The following is a 17,409-nucleotide window of genomic DNA, read 5'->3' as shown; positions in this document are numbered from 1 at the left end:
CATTTGTGTTGCTAATCATGAGCGCGTGCAGGTACAAAAATGCAATGATAAACATGAATCATTAGGTGAACCATCTGGAATATCCCGATATCAAGATAAGCTAGCAGAAATTACACCAATGCTAGCAAGTGCACGCAATAATGAGTTGCAGAACCCCAGTCAGACACGAGCGATCGGAGAAGTTTTGTTTGAGATCCTATTTGATGATAGGCTGCTCCAGGACTTTGTGGATTTTTATCACCGGGTTGTGCAGCAGGAAAAGCAACTGTTGCGAGTAGAATTGGACATTGATGAACAGGGAATGCCTGAGATTGCTGCACTTCCTTGGGAGTTCATGTGCGTGCCTGCACGGGCAAATTTAGGCACGATTTGGCTCGGAACAGTTCCAGATTTGGTATTCTCTCGTCGTCGATCGCAGTGGATTGCAGCCGATCCTATTCAGTTACAAAAAGATGAAAAGCTAAGGATTGCGCTGGCGATTTCTGCACCTCCAGATTTGTCTCCAGTCGCTTACGAACCCGTGCAAGAGGCTTTGGAAAAACTGGCGATCGAACTAGCAGATCGAGTAGAGTTATTGCCAATCCTCAAGTCAGCCAATCCTGAAACGGTGGATGCAGTTTTGGCAAAAAAGCCGCATATTTTCCACTTTATCGGTCACGGGCGTTTGGTAAACGAAAATAATCGGGAAATAGGGCAAATTGCGTTTGTTGACCCAGAGTTTGAGGAAGCAATGTGGGTTGATGCTGATTACTTCAGCGAACTGTTTAATCAACACCGACCTGGTGTAGTGATGCTGCAAGCTTGTGAAGGAGGAAAGCTGTCTGCATCCCAGGCTTTTGTAGGTGTGGCCTCCAGGGTGGTTCAGCAAAATATTCCCGTGGTTGTAGCAATGCAGTATGAAGTGACTAACAGTACAGCCTGTCGATTTTCTCGTCGCTTTTATCAACAGTTAGTGCAAGGATATCCGGTCGATATTGCCGCTCAATATGGACGACGGGCGATCGCTCTGGGCCCAACACAATATCGCAAGCGGGATTTTGCTACCCCTGTCATCTTTATGCGCGTGCGAGATGGCTATCTATTCAGTCATCAAGAAGTAGAAGCCGAATCTGAACAATCAACTGACCAACCTATAGGCAAAAACAATGCTCCAATTCCTGCAAATCTGCCCCGTAGTGGTGTGGTGGCATTTGTTGGTCGGGATACCGTTATGTCGGAACTCCACCAGATGTTGCAACAGGGTCATCGCGTTGCCGTCTCTGCGATCGCGGGCATGGGCGGCGTTGGCAAGACGGAACTGGCGTTGCAATATGCGCTGAAATACCAGCAGATGTACCCAGCAGGGATTTGCTGGTTTTCGGCAAGAGGGGTGGATGTGGGGACTCAGATTGTGAAGTTTGGGCGATCTCTTCTCGACCTCAATCCACCCGAAGACTTGGAATTATTGGATCAGGTGAAGTTTTGCTGGCGACACTGGCAATCAGGGGAAGTTTTGCTGGTGTTCGATGATGTCACCGACTATGGCGCGATTAAACCCTACTTACCGCCCTCGACTGCCCCTAGCTTCAAGGTGCTGATTACCACCCGTCTGCGGTTGGGTTCGTCCGTCAATCAATTGGAACTGGAGGTGCTGGATGAATCAGCGGCGTTGTCACTGTTGGAATCACTGGTGGGAAGCGATCGGATTCAGTCAGATCGAGACTCCGCCCAGCAACTATGCGCTCAGTTAGGCTACTTGCCGTTGGGACTGGAATTGGTAGGACGGTATCTCGCTCGCAAACCCGATCTATCCTTGGCAGCGATGCTGCAACGGTTGCAAGAGAAGCGATTAGCGGCACGGGCATTATGTCAGACGGATGATGATATGACGGCGCAATTGGGTGTGGCGGCAGCATTTGAGTTGAGTTGGGAAACCTTGTCAGAAAGCGCCAAATCGCTAGGCTATCTACTCAGTCTGTTTGCCGCTGCCCCAATTCCTTGGTTCCTGGTGAAACAGTTCTTAGCTGACCAAGACCCGGAAATCCTTGAAGAAACCCGCGACAATGAGTTGCTCAATCTGCACTTGCTGCAACAAACAAACCCCCGAAACTACCGCTTGCACCCCCTAATTCGCGACTTTTTCCAGACAAAATCATTTGCTTATCAGATAGTTGATTACAGTGAAGCCTTTGACCGACTTTGGAAATTAAGGAATCAACTCAAACAGGGGGGACACTGGCCATTATTAAGAGTTGTGTGCGAGAAGCTTTTGCCATTCGTTGAAGAGGGAAAAAAAGCATCCTGCTTAATCCTCCTTGGGGAGATATACCTTGAATTAGGTGATTTAGAAGAAGCCGAACGGCATTTCCAAAATGCCATTTCAATTGCCCAAGCACAAGGCACTGAAACTGATGTTGAGCTTTGCAGCCTTCAATTAGAACTTATTAACATTATTCGGCAAGAGGATATCTTAGCGGAGATTAGCTTTAACTCAAAAGCAGAGTACAAACGCCTCTATCCAAATCCGTCAGAATTAACAGGATTTAATTTTTTGGAATTTTGGGCAGACTGTAAGAGACAGAATGCAGCCTTGACGGCTGACACACAGCGCAAAATATTGGAATCTCAAAGACAACATTATCGAAAGTTTGTAGCAGAACATGGAGAATCCGACCTTGCTGATACTACTTTTATTCCCCAAATTGGCGAAACATTAGTCAAGCTAGGTGAGGCTGAGCTTAACGCAGGCAATCTGGAAGTTGCAGGGGAAATTTTGCAAGAAGCTCTTGAAATCGTTAATAATCGCGGCATGATGAAACACATAGCGCTAACGAACTATCATCTAGCCCGACTTGAGCTATTTCTTCACAACATGGACTTAGCGCAAACTTACTATGATTGGGCCTGCAATATCCTTCAAAGTCTCGGTGCAGTGAAAGACCTGAAGCGTATTCAACAGGATTGGGAGCGTATGATGGACGATCGCAATAGGTGATGTAAATTACATAGTGAAGCGTTAACTCCTATAACGAGATCGCAATGTCAGCAGATTGATTTCCCCATTACGAGGACGAAGATGTCAGGTAATTTCCGTATCTAGTCGCTTCAGGAAAAGCATTAGTTTTCCCTCACCCAAGCGTTGAAACTCTCCGTTCATTAAATGAGATACTTCTGGCTGTGGAATGCCAAGAAGTTGACTAATTTCGTGCTGTTTCAAGTTCCGTTGTTTCAGGAGACGGATTACTTGAATGCCTATTTTGCTTCGCATAAAAAGTTCACCTGCATCCTTTAGACCAAGGTCAGCGAATACGTTGCCACTGCTTTCTTCAACAATCGGTTCTTGTGTCATGGTTGTTCCTCTCTTGGCATGGTATAGTACCCATCTTCGATTCGCATCGACAACTCATGAAAACAGACACCATTTTCTACGGATGATAGCGTTTGGAATGAATTTAGAGACGATCGCGCAATTATTAGATTTGTCTCTCGAATTTGTTCGCCAAACAATTAACCAAATTCAACGGGAATCAATGTCACTCCCCGAACAAAATATCGACTCGTTTATCGAACTATTAACTCAGCAGCGATCGCTCTTCGGAACCGAACAATTAACCGAACTAGCGCAGCTAATTGAACCCTTATCCGATGAGATCGATGTTCTTTCAGAAGCGATTTCATCCTGGGCTGAAAATTACCCTTCAATTCAGGAAGCTCAAGCCCAACTGCTCGAACCACTACCGCCGATCGCTAAGGCATCAGAACAAGCAGCAGTCACCCGAGAAACTAGCGAATCTCAACTCCGCGATCGCCTCAACAAACAAGCTCTCAAAAATGCCATTTTATTGTAGCGCGAGCTGCCATATTTCTACTGGCAAATAAACAGAGGCAGATCTTGCTGTCTTGCGTCAGATGTTGAGTGGAAGCGATCGCCAAATTGGCATTAAAAAACAGAATAGTCAGAACCCCGACTTATTGAATAAGTCGGGGTTCTGACAGTGAAAAAGTTGAGATTACTTTCTAGTTTAGTCCGCAGGAGCCAGGGAAACTAACAGAGTGATGTTGTCAACGCCGATGACATAAACCGTGTCTCCCGGTGTGAGGGTGATTTGGCCATCGCAACGTGCGGGCCACCAGCTACCTTGGAAGCGGACGCGACCTGTTTGATTCGGGTAAATCGATTCATCAACGACTGCTTCTTCGTTGAAGTAGTTAAAATTGGTGTTGATGTAGTTATCCATTAAGAGATTCTTTTCTGTGCTGTAGGTGTGAGTAGAAAAAATTGAACCGAAAGCTTTTATTACGTTGAACATTTTCCTGACTCCTTTTGTGTTAAAATATATTGATTTTTACTCGCCTATTTATGCTCTTTGAGAAGTAGCATTTCCTGGTTGGGATTTATTACCAGGTTGTTCATGCTCTGATTTAGTCTGCGGGAGCGAGGGAAACTAACAGGGTGATGTTGTCAACGCCGATGACATAAACGGTGTCCCCTGGTGTGAGGGTGATTTGGCGATCGCAACGTGCGGGCCACCAGCTACCTTGAAAGCGGACGCGACCTGTTTGATTCGGGTAAATCGATTCATCGACGACTGCTTCTTCGTTGAAGTAGTGGAAATTGGTGTTGACGTAATTTTTGATCAGCATATTGTTAGCGCCGCTGTATCCTTGGGTAGAGAAAATCGAGCCGAAAGCTTTTACTACGTTGAACATGATATTTACTCCTGTGGTGTTAAAATATATGGATGTGTAATTGTCTGTTTATGCTATTTGAGAGGCTGCATTTCCTCGGTTGAGATTGATTGATTGCCTTGATATTTCATTGTTCTTGCCTTCCGTGGTTTTATCAGGATAAAAGGCGAAGAATTTTTGAAATGTTGAGGGGATTTGAGAAGCGGTTGGGGGGAGTATAAATCCAGTAATTCCGAGGTATTGAATTAAGGATTTCATGGTTGAGCAGTGGGTGGGATTTGCCTCAAGGGTAGATGTTGTTAGCTACATTAGAGATTGACTGATTCCGCATTACTGCTGCTGTGAAAATGTTTTATTTTTGGGTTAAATTTTTGGGTTGAATTTTTTGATTGGGTTGTGACTCACTTGCTTTACATTTACTAATTTGCCAGGAGTCGAATATCTTTGGTGCGATCGCCAGTCCACTTTCCGAGTCTGGTACTGGCACATGACACTCGCCAACCTGCAAACAACGATTTTGCAACGGTTTGGGCCTAACGCTCAGGCTTGTAGCTGTGCCAATTTAGCCAACTGGACTACCGCGAACAGTGAACTATGAACTTACGCCGTCTCGATCGCCCAATCCGGAATATCCATACATATCTAGTCCGTGACTTACGCACCAAACCCCTAAAAACCCGGTTTCTGACACCCTGTGCGCCATTAGGGGCCCGTAAGCGGATCTATGATACAAGCAAGTAAACTTCGCCTCTCACCCGCCCTCCCCATGCGATGTTGATTGGTACCTACCTCTTTAGACATAGAAAATAGGCGATCGAGATTGACGCAGATATCAGGAGGCCGTAGGAGTTTTTGATCGATGCAGCTCGATCGCACCCTGTTATCCAATTATTGAACAGGTCGAACTTAAAATCCATTCATAAATTCAGAATCTTAAATTCATAAAAGTCATAATTATAGACAACCTGCTGGATACTGCATAATTGTTACAGGAATTCTGAATAAAGTTTTAGCTAATTGAGACAAACCGAACTTGAATTTAAGCGACTGCGGCAATTCTTGTACGGAAACTTCTACGAAGCCAAAGCGAGTATAAAATGATGCGAGCCGCTTTCCCAAACATTCTAAATATAGCGGTTCTGTAGCTTGTTGAATTAAATATTTTGTGAGGTAGCTTCCCAAACCTCGATCGCGCCACTCTTTCGCCACCACCAAACTGCCCAATTCTTGCGCGCCCGCAAAGTTCCGCAACTGTCCGCAAGCTGCCAATTCCCCACCGCATTCGATGACCCAGAATTGCTCCCAGCGCAACTGAGTTGGATCGAGTCGGGCGCTCCACACTAACATTCTAATTGATTTGATGTCTTGAGCTGATGCCGGGCGGATGGCGCATTCAGACGGCAACGAAAAAAAACTTTCATTCATTATGATTCCATAAAATTAGCTTTAAGTAGGTAGGCGCTGTAAAACACAATTATGTTAAGGATTGTAAAGTATCCAAATGCCCTAAGCGTGGCTAAGTTAGCCCTGTTGACATATTGTTACATAGCTCGGTTTAATCCCGCTTACCTACTTAACTACCGTCAGGCTTTTTTCAAGCTATACCGTAGGGTACAGAGTAATCTTTATGGGCTGGGACAACGCCGATGGCTCTTGGTCATTGCTCCCGCAGTCAGATGCCCGACACCAATGACAAATGACATTTCTAATACCCAGGCGGGCGTTGAAAAAAACCAGTTACTTGAGTTAACTTTTCCGCAATCTCTAGCAGTTTCAGATCGCTTCCACGCCGTCCCACCACTTGCACGCCGATGGGTAGTCCTTCTTTTGACTGGGTAAAGGGCAGCACTACAACAGGGTTGCCAGTTAAATTGAAAATTGTTACGTAAGCACCTATTGTTTTCCAATAAGAGAACTCGCGACCATCCACCTCAATGGGTTCTCCTGGCTGACGGTGGGTGAAAGCAGGCACTGGCACCACTGGACACAGCCAAACATCCCAATTAGATAAGAAACTTTCGATATTAGCAATCAGAATATCGCGCTCAATGAGGGCGTTGACATATCGTTGTTGCCGTTCAATCTGCGTCTGGTGTGGCTGGGATAAACCCAATTCAAAATTATAAATATTGAAGTAAGTATCACGTACCGCATTGCTATCAAAATTTGGCGGCTCGTTGTGTTGCTCTACACAGCATCCTATATCTGTCAGGGATGATGCTAATTTCTCTAGAGCAGCTTTGGTTTGAGCTGTGGCTGGAATCTCACCAAAACCTTCTGTCCAAGCGTAGCGGTACGATTGTAGCGTGGTTGCTGGGTTAACTTGTTTGGATATCGGTATTACTTCTGGCTGGCGGGGGTCTGGATCTTGAATCAGTGACAGGCACAATCGCAAGTCTTCTACAGAGCGGGCAAGAGGCCCTATTGTTTGTAAGTGGTGGATAGTTTTAGGTGTTCCTGGTAATTCTGGAATATGTCCAAATGTTGAGACGCGATTCTGGGTTGGTTTCAAGCCGAAAATGCCACAGAAGTGAGAGGGAACGCGGATTGACCCACCAATATCACTACCAAGTTCAAGAGGGGATAACCCCGCAGCTATAGCACTCGCTCCACCCCCAGTGCTGCCGCCTGGCGTATATTCATGGTTCCAGGGGTTGTTTGTTCTACCAAACAGAGGACTGTTGGTCTGAAAGTTACCAGCTAGTTGTGGTGTATTCGTCTTGCCCAAAATAATTGCTCCCGCAGCACGCAGTCGAGCGACGACGGTAGCATCTTGCTTTGGGACATAATTAGCTAAGGGTTGATAACTGCTGGTTGTGCCTAATCCTTTGGTTTCGAGGGTGTCTTTGATAGTTACGGGTACTCCATGTAAGGGCCCCCAATTTTCTCCTTGAGCTAATGCTCGATCTGCCACTTTCGACTGCGCGATCGCATTTTCCGCATCCAGAGTCACAATCGCATTTAGTCCTGGGTTGTATTGAGCAATCTGACTCAAATAAGCTTCTATTACTTCTGTTGAAGAGACTTGACGAACGCGGATTGCTTTTGCTAATTGATGAGCAGTTAAATAAACTAAATCATTCATTATAATTAACTCTTGTTATCAATACCTAAGTAGGTAGGCGCTGTAAAACACAATTATGTTAAGGATTGTAAAGTATCCAAATGCCCTAAGCGTGGCTAAGTTAGCCCTGTTGACATATTGTTACATAGCTCGGTTTAATCCCGCTTACCTACTTATTTCCCATTGGATCCACTGGAAGGGCTGTCGCTGCATCAGGAGATGGATGTATCCTGACTCATAACCAGAACTGCTAAGTAGGTAGGCGCTGTAAAACACAATTATGTTAAGGATTGTAAAGTATCCAAATGCCCTAAGCATGGCTAAGTTAGCCCTGTTGACATATTGTTACATAGCTCGGTTTAATCCCGCTTACCTACTTAGTAAATTTATTGTTATTTTCCGAGTCTAGTTCCAGAGATTGTATTTAAGAATAACTTCGGTCACTAGAAATTATACCAGCTAGCCGCTTCAAAATGCGAAAAACTTCGTAAAGTTCATTTCCGGGATTCGCAATATCGAAAAGTTTAGAGACGGCATACTGCGGTGTGTCTCGTTTGGTCATTTTGATAAATCGAAAGCTGCTACCATTCGTCAGAAGCCCAAATGTTACTGGTTCGGGGCTGGGGTCATTCAGCATATAAAATAGTAAGTGAGGAAGCCCAGCTTCAACGGAATATTGAGAGCGTTTGGCTTCGATCGCAACTACGCAAAAAGATTTCAGCAATAGCAGGACATCGATGCTACCCTGGACAATTGTATCTTCATCTTCAATAGTCAGTTCTACTGATTTTTCTGCCTCTATGTGAAAGGGAGTCAAGTAGAAATCTGCTAAAAATAGCAAGGGAGCCAGTACCACCATTTTTACGGTATCTTCCAGCATCGCGTACTTGACACTGTTGATATAACCTGCTTTTACGTTGTCGAGCGCTCGCTTTTTGTCATCGCTAATTTCCGGTAAATCGTCAATCCACTCCCGGAAGAATTGCTCGTCTTCACAAAGTTGAAAATTAAATTTTGTTTCGACATCTAGCAGAGTCAGTGTTTTTGCTTGAATGCTTTGTGTCATAGTTTTCTGTAGCGATTTGCTAGTTGTAATTTCTTGTAGCATATCAACTGTCGATCGCCTCCCACAACACCTCCGCACCAAACCTTACCGCATCGGTACAAGGCAATCCCGTTTCTGCTTGAACTTCAGCTATTGCTAACAGCGCATCTGCCTCATTTAAGTGATGAGTGTTGAGGGCGATCGCGCTCACTTTCCCCCCTGAAAAAGCACCCGCCGCTGCGGCTACCAATTCGTACAGTTCGACCACTTTTGATAACTTAGGAATCGATACGTGCGGGTGATTGCGAATGCTAGTTTGTCCGGCTCGGTGGGCTAAAATTAAGTGAGTTGGCTGCGAACCCCGCAACAGCGGCAGAGTCGCCGTCGAACCCGGATGCAATAACGAACCTTGCCCTTCTACGTGCAGAATATCGCATTCAGAACCCAATTTAATCACCATTTGTTCGACAGCACCAGCGGCGAAATCCACTCGCACTGCATCCAAAGGAATGCCTTCATTTCCGATCATTAAACCAGTTTGTCCGGTTGCAAAAAATTTGGAACGCAAACCCCGCTGCAAGCAAATGCGGTTGAGTTCTAAACTGGTTGACATTTTGCCAACGCTCATATCGGTGCCGACAGTTAACACGCGGCGACAACTTAATTTAGCGGCGGCGGCAGAGGCGATCGCACCCACAGATTTCGGTTCCTGACGCACGTCCCAAATCCATTGATTTTCGCTTAAGGGAACTGTTATCAAAGGTGCAAGTTTCGCGTGCAAACCGTTGACAACTGACAAACCTGCTGCTACCGCTTGATTAATTTCTGGCAGCCATTCCGCAGGCAAACCACCGCCGGAAGGAGCGATACCAATTAGCAGAATATCCGGCCCCAATTGCAAGGCTTCTGCAACGGAAGCAACTATCGGTACCTGTTGAGGAATGCCAGTTAATTCAGGTAAAGATTGTCCGGCACATTGGCTGTCTATTACTGCTACAATTTGTGCTTCGCTGTAGCGCAAAAAGGCTAAACCTGTTTTGCCGGAACGGCCGAGAATACCCTCGTGGAACAATATAGCAACTTTGCCATTTTTGATGGGATAGTTTTTAGTCATTGGTTTATTGTAAGTAAATGAAACTTGAAAATACATCAGCCCGGGAGGCAGTGAGTGAATCTGTAGCTTTCGCGAGCCGAAGGAAAACAATTGCAAAGGTTATGATAGCTTGATATTCTGTTACATGGTAAAGTTTATTTGCGCCAACCTACTTACTTCTATTCTCCAATCTCAACTCGCCGCACTCCCAATCCCGATCGCTCGTTTGGCAGCAAACACCCATTTTCGACGATCGCACCGGTGAAAGGATCGTCTAATAAATTTAAGTGACTGTCCAAATCCAAATAGTCAGCTAGCGGTGAAAGTTGTGCTGCTGCTGTATTTGCGATCGCGCTATCTGAATAGCAGCCGAACATTACTTGCAAATTGCAGGCTTTTGCGGTGTGAATCATCCGCATTGCTTCGGTCAATCCGCCTGACTTCATCATTTTGATATTGATGCCGTGGACGCAGTGCGCTAACTTGGGTATATCAGAACTATTAAAGCAACTTTCATCAGCAAAAATTGGCAGGGGCGATTGACGGTACAGTTCTGAGAATTCCTCCATATCTGCGAGGGGTGAAAGCGGCTGTTCGACATAATTTATCTTATACTTTTCTAGCCAGTGACACATCTCGGCAGCATCTTTTAAACTCCAACCGCCGTTAGCATCAACACTAATTTTAAGGTTAGCTGGTGCTTCGTCAAGCACTGCTATTAACATAGCTTTGTCGGCTTCGATTCCTGCGGGATTTCCTAATTTGACCTTGACGGCGCGGTATTTGATGCTTGCTGGATTTGTCGCATCTTTACCAAACCAATCGCGCACTCTTTCTCTTGCACCAGAGGGCGAATTAATGCCGATTGTGACAGAGGTGGGGACGATGCGCGATCGATCTAATCCCCACATTTTCCACAGTGGCAAGCCTGCTTTTTTGCCCAGCCAGTCGTGCATTGCCATGTCGATGCCGGCGCGGGCGGCTGAGGGTAAGTTGACCTCTGTTAATACTTGTTCGATTTTTTGGCGATCCAACGGAGTCAACTTTTCGAGCAGCGGTGCAACTTCCTGCAATGCGGCTAGCAGAATTTCGGTAGTTTGGGGCCGAGAACCTGTGGAAAACGGCGATGCTTCTCCCCAGCCTTCGATGCCTTCGTGTGCTAATTTTACCCATAAATTGGTACTTTGGGCTGTTGTACCGCGGCTGATGGTAAGGGCAAACCGCTTGCGGACAGTGAAAGTTTCAATTTGAACGTGCATTGTCAGTGATTGGTGATTTTTTGTAGAGAAAAACCCGAGGTGGCGGATTGCGCCGCTCTTGCGATTTCTAACTTTTTACTTTATAGTTTGATTTTGCTTGTTCTAGTTTATCAAAAACTTGATGAAATTCCTGATTTCTGTTTCGCCGAAGAGAGTTGCTTTCTCTCTCAGCATTTGGGTGCTCTTCTTTGCTATTGCTGGTTGCATCGTACAAGTTCTCCGCTACGGTTTTAACTATCAACAACGCTGGATTAGTTTGTTTAACTTAGACAGAGAAATAAATTATCCTTCGTGGTACTCGTCATTTACTTTGCTGTTTTGCGCGATTTTGCTAGGTATTATTGCTAGTGCTAAGAAGAAGCAGGGCGATCGCTATTTTGGACAATGGAAAGCGCTGGGGTTCATCTTTGTATTTTTTTCGTTAGATGAAATCTTGAGTTTGCACGAAATATTAATTATTAACGACTTGCGAAAGGCACTGGATTTAGGGGGAGTTTTTTACTTCATTTGGGTAATTCCGGGGGCGATTTTTGTTGTGGTTACTGGGCTGGCTTATCTCAAGTTTCTCCGGCACCTACCCCGGAAAACAAGGGATTTATTTTTACTGGCAGGCAGTATATATGTCGGTGGAGCACTTGGCATGGAAATGGTTTGTGGCTATTATGCAGATGCGGTAGGTCAGCGAAATTTGATCTACGGTTTGATGGCTTCTGTTGAAGAAATTTTGGAAATGGTAGGGGTGATCGTATTTATCTATGCCCTCCTGTCTTACATCGGTTCCCATCTTGAAACTATTGATTTGCGGTTGAAGATAGTGGATAATCCACAGAGGTAAAACTGACTATAAACCAAGATTCTTAACCAAATTGAAATCGCAGACTTTATGCCTATCTACTTCTACACCACTGGCAGCGAATACGGCTGTTTTTCTAATTTTTCCTCTCATGGATTCGAGTTAGAGGGAGAATATTGGGCAACTACCGAACATTATTTTCAAGCACAAAAGTTTCCCAAAACGGCTCATTGCGACCAAATTCGCCAAGCAAAAACGCCGAAAGATGCTGCAAAAATGGGGCGCGATCGCTCTCGTCCCCTCCGCAAAGATTGGGAAGAAGTAAAAGATGATATCATGAGAAAAGCCGTACTCCGCAAATTTGAAACTCATGCCGAAATTAGAGAAATTTTACTCGCTACTGGCGATGAGGAAATAGTCGAAAATTCTCCTAGTGATTACTATTGGGGTGGCGGCAAAGATGGCAGCGGCAAAAATATGTTGGGACAGATTTTAATGGAAGTAAGGGAGATATTGCGAAAAGGCACGTCAGAGTAAAAGATAATTTAAATTTCCCATCATAAAGCAGGACTTATTTAATAGTAAGTCCTGCAAAGCTCTAAGCGAGCATTTTCCCAATTTTATTAAACACGCTGACTCAAAAATCCGCCTGACCAACTGTCGAATTTTGTGGCAATCTCCTCAGGCTGTTCTGGTAGAGGGTTTAGCCTCTCCGAGAAGACTGCAAAGCAGGGGAAACGGTAAAAACCCTGCACCACATTTTGATTTCAACCACTACTGTCAATCCGAATTAACTTTTATCGTCGCAAGTACAGCATTTGTTCGCCAGTCGCCTCCCGGACACCGTTCTCCTTAGGTTGGCGATTCACAGGTCAAATAGCAAAACTCCTGTTCTGGTTAAAGTTGGTTTTTTATTGATGCTGTATCTTTCTATTGTGTACGATTTATGGAAAGTGTTAGCTATTGTACAGAATTCTTTACATTTGCGATTTATTCCGATACAATCGCGCCACTCTGTCGCAGTTGCTGTTGAATTCTGTTAAATTCTTTCTGTTCTGCGCTTAGCAAAGTATTGTCGATCGGCGATCGCATATCCCACTGCAATTCGGACAATAACAACAAACAGCCAGTCATAATTATTCCTGTGGTTAGATATTGCCAAGGTGCAACAAAAGTTAATAGAGGGATGCTAAATAAATGAGTTAGTCCAATCAGGAGAAAAGTGCGCGATCGCAAACCGAGTCCCGTCAACAAATAGCCGATCGCGCTCAAGCCCAACCACAAATCGCAAAGGTGCAGCAACACACCTCCCCAACCGGCAAAAATACTGCAATCGGTCAGAACCAAACCAGTTATCATCAAAATCGCCCAAGAGTAAAGAATCCAGCTAACTCGCTCGACTCTTACCCAAAACAAAGTCAAAACGGCCATTGCCGCAGTGCCAATTAGAGTCAAAGTTGACCACAGAATCGCCTGAAAGCTCCAACTGATGGGGAAAAACTGAGCCGTAAAAAAAATCCCCGCTGTCACCAAACCCCAAAGCAGAAAAGTTTGGTCGATGCGGGTATAAAATCCTGAGAAAAGAGTAATATTTCCAATTTGCCAGCGGAGTTGCAACAGGCCTTCGCGGTCTTGTACGTCGAGATGTTCCTGTTTGCAGCGGATTAGGGGTTCGGAGGCGTTGAAAAAGGTCATCCAGTGTTGGGGAAAGTATGAAGTTTTGTGTATTGTAACAAGTCTTAAGGAATATTTTTCAGATTTTTTCTTGTTCCCCGGCTCAGCCTGGGGACGTAGATTTGGAGGCTCTGCCTGCTGTTTTCCTCAGCAAGCGAAGAGGCAGAGCCTCTAGATCTCGGTTCCTAGGCAGAGCCGAGGAAGCAGTTAATCGATTGACAGACGAGTTACAATATACGTCAGATTTGACGTACAATAAAAACATCGTAGATTTTACATATAATTAAGGATACAAAATGAAAGCAAATCCAGGCGGAGAAATTGCTCCAGCAGAAATCATGGGGCGGGACAAGTTAATTTTAGATTTGTGGGGAATTTTAGAGCAGCAAAGTGTCATATTGAGTGCTGAGCGCCGGATGGGAAAAACTTCGGTAATCAAGAAAATGCGAGCCGAAGCTACTACAGATAAATTGCCGATTTATCGTGATTTAGAAAATATTCGATCGCCCTTAGAATTTGTCCAGACAATTTTTAAGGATGTCGAAGAGTATTTAAGCCTTTCTAATCGCACCGCAAAGAAGGCTCGCGCATTGATAACTCAACTCGGAGGAACAGAATTGAGCGGCTTCAAATTACCCGACATTGCCGCCCCTCACTGGAAAGAACTACTGACTCAAACCATTGCAGACTTGGTAGAAAATCAAGACCGCACAGTCATCTTATTTTGGGATGAAGTCCCGTATATGCTGGACAATATCGGGGATGCAGCGGCTATGGAATTGCTGGATACTTTGCGATCGATCCGCCAGATGTACCCGGCTGTGAGAATGGTTTATACAGGTTCAATTGGCTTGCATCACGTCCTTGGTGTGCTCAGAAAAGCGGGCTATACAAACGACCCTATTAATGATATGTACGTCCAAGATGTGCCGCCCCTATCTGCGAAAGATGCCACGAATTTAGCCCGCAAATTGCTTGAGGGCGAAAATATTGCTACACCGGACATTCAAGGAACTGCGGTTTTTATCGCCGATGAATTAAGCAACATTCCTTTCTACATCCACCACTTAATTGTGAAACTAAAATTGCGCGGCGGTTCAGGGAATATACCAGCTATTCAGGAAATTATTGCTGATTGTTTGGACGACCCGCTGAATCCGTGGAGGATGGAACATTATAGGGAGCGGCTTGATAGTTACTATGATGACAAACAGCGTCCTTATGCTCTGAATTTACTTGATATCTTGGCTGCGGCTGATGGGTCTTTGTCCTTTGATGAGTTGTTTAGTGGAATTAAGCAAGAGTCGGAAACTCAAGATAAGGAAATGGCGAGGAAAGTGTTAAGGCTTTTGGAGCAGGATTACTATATTTATAAGCAAGATAGCAGATTTCAATTTCGCTATCCGCTGATTCAAAAATACTGGAAATCCTTGAGATGTTGAGCAGAATCCGTAGGTTGGGTAGAGCGCAAGCGAACCCTACGCTTCGCTCCGCCCAACACATTATTTTAAGATTCAGTAGGTTGGGTAGAGCGCGAGCGAACCCTACGCTTCGCTCCGCCCAACACATTATTTTAAATAAAGAGTTGGGTTGAGGAACGAAACCCAACCTACATATCGCTAAATAAACAACACAATCAATCCATGAAAAACACATTAATATCTCGATTTACTCCTAGCTTGATGGCACCCGAAACCCTCGAAGGCATCCTCGTACAGCGTCACGCACTCGCCAGCTATTTAGTAGATAAAATCCGAGATAGCGCCACCACCGATAACAAACATTATCAACTCCTAATCGGGCCGCGTGGCATTGGCAAAACCCACTTAGTTTCACTTATTTATCACCGCGTTGTCAAAATGAAAGACTTGCGAGATAAATTGCTAATTGCATGGCTGCGAGAAGAAGAGTATGGGATTGCATCTTTCTTGGATCTATTAATTGCCATATTGCGCGCCATTGGTAAAGAATATCCTACAAAATATCAGACTGAGTTACACGATGCTGTCGAAGGGCTTTATGAGTTGTCGCCGGAGGAGGCGGAATCTGTGGCGGCACAATTGTTGAAAGATTTTGTGGGAAAGCGCGTTTTGCTATTGATTGTCGAAAATTTGGATGATGTATTTGGTGGGTTGGGCGATATCGGACAAAAGCAGTTTAGGGGTTATATTCAAAATCATGGGTTTTTGACTATTTTGGCAACTTCGCAAAGTTTGTTTGATGGCATTGAAAGCCGAGACCAGCCTTTTTATGGCTTTTTTTATCCTCACAATCTCACTGAATTAGAACTCGATGATGCTGTAAATTTATTAAATCAGATTGCTAGCTTGGAAGGGAAGACAGAATTAGCATCTTTTATTCAAAATTCAACGGGGCGAAATCGGATTAAAGTTGTACATTTCCTGTCTGGTGGTAGTCCCCGCATCTATATGGTTTTCTCCGATTTTCTGGTGAACCGCGAATCTCTAAATGGACTGGTGGAAGCATTTATGGCGATGCTGGACGATTTAACGCCGTATTACCAGGATCGGATGAAATATATCTCAAATCAGCAGCGCAAGATTGTGGATTTTTTGGCTGATTTGCGCCGCGCGGCCCCGGTGAAAGAAATTGCTAAGCGCTGTTTTATCTCTCACCAAACTGCATCCAGTCAATTGAAAGATTTGCGGCAAAAGGGTTATGTGAAAAGTGAAGAAATCGGGCGGGAGTCTTGGTACGAATTGCGGGAACCGCTGATGCGTTTTTGTTTGGAAGTGAAGAAGCAGCGCAATGAGCCGATTAGATTATTTGTGGATTTTCTGCGGGTTTGGTATACGCAGGAAGAGTTGCAGCAGCGATTGGGATTGAGGATGGCGGATGTTGATTTTGCGGAGAAGGAAAGTCTTTTTGAGTATCGACCAAATTTGGAACCGATTCCACTTGATGCTGTGATGGAACGAGAATATTATAGGCGGGCGCTGGAGGATATTGAGAACAATGAGGAAGACCCGCGTCTGAAGGCTTATTTTGATGAAATGGAATATTGTCGGGAACAGAAAGATGATATTTCTGCTTTAGAATATGCGGAAAGATTGGTAACCAGTCGCGGTGAGGCAAAGGATTGGTCGGAAAAAGGACGTTGTTTGAATAGGCTTGAACGCCACGCGGAAGCTTTGGAATGTTTAGAGAAAGCTATTGAAATTGACTCTGACTATGCGAGGGCTTGGGCTTATAAAGGTAATGTATTTAACAGTCTAGAACGCTATGAAGAATCTTTAGTATCTTACGATAAGGCGATCGCACTTGACGACAATGATAAATTAGCTTGGTATTGGCGAGGCAATGTACTCGACGACCTCAAACGCTATGAACAAGCCTTAGAATCCTTCGATCGGGCGCTCGAACTTGATGCCAATTATAAGTGGGCGTGGTCTAACATAGGCTATGTACTCAACAATCTCGAACGCTATGAAGAAGCGTTAGTATCTTACGATCGGGCGATCGAACTAGATGCCAATTATAAGTTAGCTTGGCGTATGCGAGGCAATGTACTCAACAACCTCAAACGCTATGAAGAAGCTTTAGTATCTTACGATCGGGCGCTCGAACTTGACCCCAATTATAAGTGGGCTTGGGCTGACCGAGGCGATGTATTCAAGAAGATAAAACGCTATGATGAAGCTTTAGTATCTTATGATCGGGCGATCAAACTTGACCCCAATTATAAGTGGGCTTGGGCTGCCCGAGGCGATGTATTCAACAACCTCGAACGTTATGATGAAGCTTTAGTATCTTATGATCGGGCGATCGAACTAGATGCCAATTATAAGTGGG

15 protein-coding genes are annotated in these 17,409 nt (G+C 44.8%); 6 read left to right on the top strand and 9 right to left on the bottom strand.

The genetic code is table 11. The features are described 5' to 3' along the window. Window positions 1–118 precede the first annotated feature (118 nt). The gene (locus QUA47_RS04390) at window positions 119–2,974 is read left to right on the top strand and encodes a CHAT domain-containing protein (protein WP_333429856.1); all 2,856 of its coding nucleotides are present in this window, start codon (window positions 119–121) and stop codon (window positions 2,972–2,974) included. Between the two features lie 84 nt (window positions 2,975–3,058). Here the strand turns inward: QUA47_RS04390 and QUA47_RS04385 are convergent, their stop codons facing one another. Further along, a complete protein-coding gene (locus QUA47_RS04385; protein ID WP_333429855.1) occupies window positions 3,059–3,328 on the bottom strand; it encodes an XRE family transcriptional regulator in 270 nt (89 codons plus the stop codon). 82 nt (window positions 3,329–3,410) lie between these two features. On the opposite strand from QUA47_RS04385, the gene QUA47_RS04380 reads away from it, so the two are divergent. Further along, on the top strand, window positions 3,411–3,827 hold the full coding sequence (locus QUA47_RS04380) for a hypothetical protein (RefSeq protein ID WP_333429854.1): 417 nt from the start codon (window positions 3,411–3,413) through the stop codon (window positions 3,825–3,827). Between the two features lie 174 nt (window positions 3,828–4,001). On the opposite strand, the gene QUA47_RS04375 is transcribed toward QUA47_RS04380, so the two are convergent. The 7 genes from QUA47_RS04375 to QUA47_RS04345 form a co-directional block, all read right to left on the bottom strand. Next, window positions 4,002–4,289, bottom strand: coding sequence for an NfeD family protein (locus tag QUA47_RS04375; protein ID WP_333403272.1), 288 nt, complete (start codon window positions 4,287–4,289; stop codon window positions 4,002–4,004). Between the two features lie 112 nt (window positions 4,290–4,401). Further along, complete coding sequence (locus QUA47_RS04370) at window positions 4,402–4,689, bottom strand: NfeD family protein (RefSeq protein WP_333076309.1); 288 nt, start codon at window positions 4,687–4,689, stop codon at window positions 4,402–4,404. A gap of 933 nt (window positions 4,690–5,622) precedes the next feature. Then, window positions 5,623–6,093, bottom strand: coding sequence for a GNAT family N-acetyltransferase (locus QUA47_RS04365; RefSeq protein ID WP_333429853.1), 471 nt, complete (start codon window positions 6,091–6,093; stop codon window positions 5,623–5,625). Between the two features lie 280 nt (window positions 6,094–6,373). Next, window positions 6,374–7,753, bottom strand: a complete 1,380-nt coding sequence (locus tag QUA47_RS04360) for an amidase (protein ID WP_333429852.1) — start codon at window positions 7,751–7,753, stop codon at window positions 6,374–6,376. 403 nt (window positions 7,754–8,156) lie between these two features. Next, window positions 8,157–8,798 (bottom strand): restriction endonuclease subunit R, encoded by a 642-nt coding sequence (locus QUA47_RS04355; RefSeq protein ID WP_333429851.1) that lies wholly within the window; start codon window positions 8,796–8,798, stop codon window positions 8,157–8,159. Between the two features lie 43 nt (window positions 8,799–8,841). Continuing rightward, a complete protein-coding gene (locus tag QUA47_RS04350) occupies window positions 8,842–9,891 on the bottom strand; it encodes a DUF1611 domain-containing protein (protein ID WP_333429850.1) in 1,050 nt (349 codons plus the stop codon). Between the two features lie 158 nt (window positions 9,892–10,049). Beyond that, window positions 10,050–11,129: a dipeptide epimerase gene (locus tag QUA47_RS04345; protein ID WP_333429849.1), complete on the bottom strand. Its 1,080-nt coding sequence runs from the start codon at window positions 11,127–11,129 to the stop codon at window positions 10,050–10,052. 121 nt (window positions 11,130–11,250) lie between these two features. Here QUA47_RS04345 and QUA47_RS04340 point away from each other — a divergent pair, with 121 nt between their 5' ends. Continuing rightward, on the top strand, window positions 11,251–11,964 hold the full coding sequence (locus tag QUA47_RS04340; protein ID WP_333429848.1) for a hypothetical protein: 714 nt from the start codon (window positions 11,251–11,253) through the stop codon (window positions 11,962–11,964). Between the two features lie 48 nt (window positions 11,965–12,012). Further along, the gene (locus QUA47_RS04335; protein ID WP_333429847.1) at window positions 12,013–12,459 is read left to right on the top strand and encodes an NADAR family protein; all 447 of its coding nucleotides are present in this window, start codon (window positions 12,013–12,015) and stop codon (window positions 12,457–12,459) included. Window positions 12,460–12,912: 453 nt separating this feature from the next. Here the strand turns inward: QUA47_RS04335 and QUA47_RS04330 are convergent, their stop codons facing one another. After that, a complete protein-coding gene (locus QUA47_RS04330; RefSeq protein WP_333429846.1) occupies window positions 12,913–13,617 on the bottom strand; it encodes a hypothetical protein in 705 nt (234 codons plus the stop codon). 275 nt (window positions 13,618–13,892) lie between these two features. On the opposite strand from QUA47_RS04330, the gene QUA47_RS04325 reads away from it, so the two are divergent. Continuing rightward, window positions 13,893–15,038, top strand: a complete 1,146-nt coding sequence (locus QUA47_RS04325; protein ID WP_333429845.1) for a hypothetical protein — start codon at window positions 13,893–13,895, stop codon at window positions 15,036–15,038. 201 nt (window positions 15,039–15,239) lie between these two features. After that, the coding region (locus tag QUA47_RS04320) for a tetratricopeptide repeat protein (RefSeq protein WP_333429844.1) at window positions 15,240–17,409 on the top strand (2,170 nt) is incomplete at its 3' end.

Origin of the sequence: Microcoleus sp. MON2_D5 (assembly GCF_036701905.1) — a bacterium.
Taxonomy (GTDB): Bacteria; Cyanobacteriota; Cyanobacteriia; order Cyanobacteriales; family Microcoleaceae; genus Microcoleus.
This window is presented reverse-complemented; position numbering and strand designations above follow the sequence as displayed.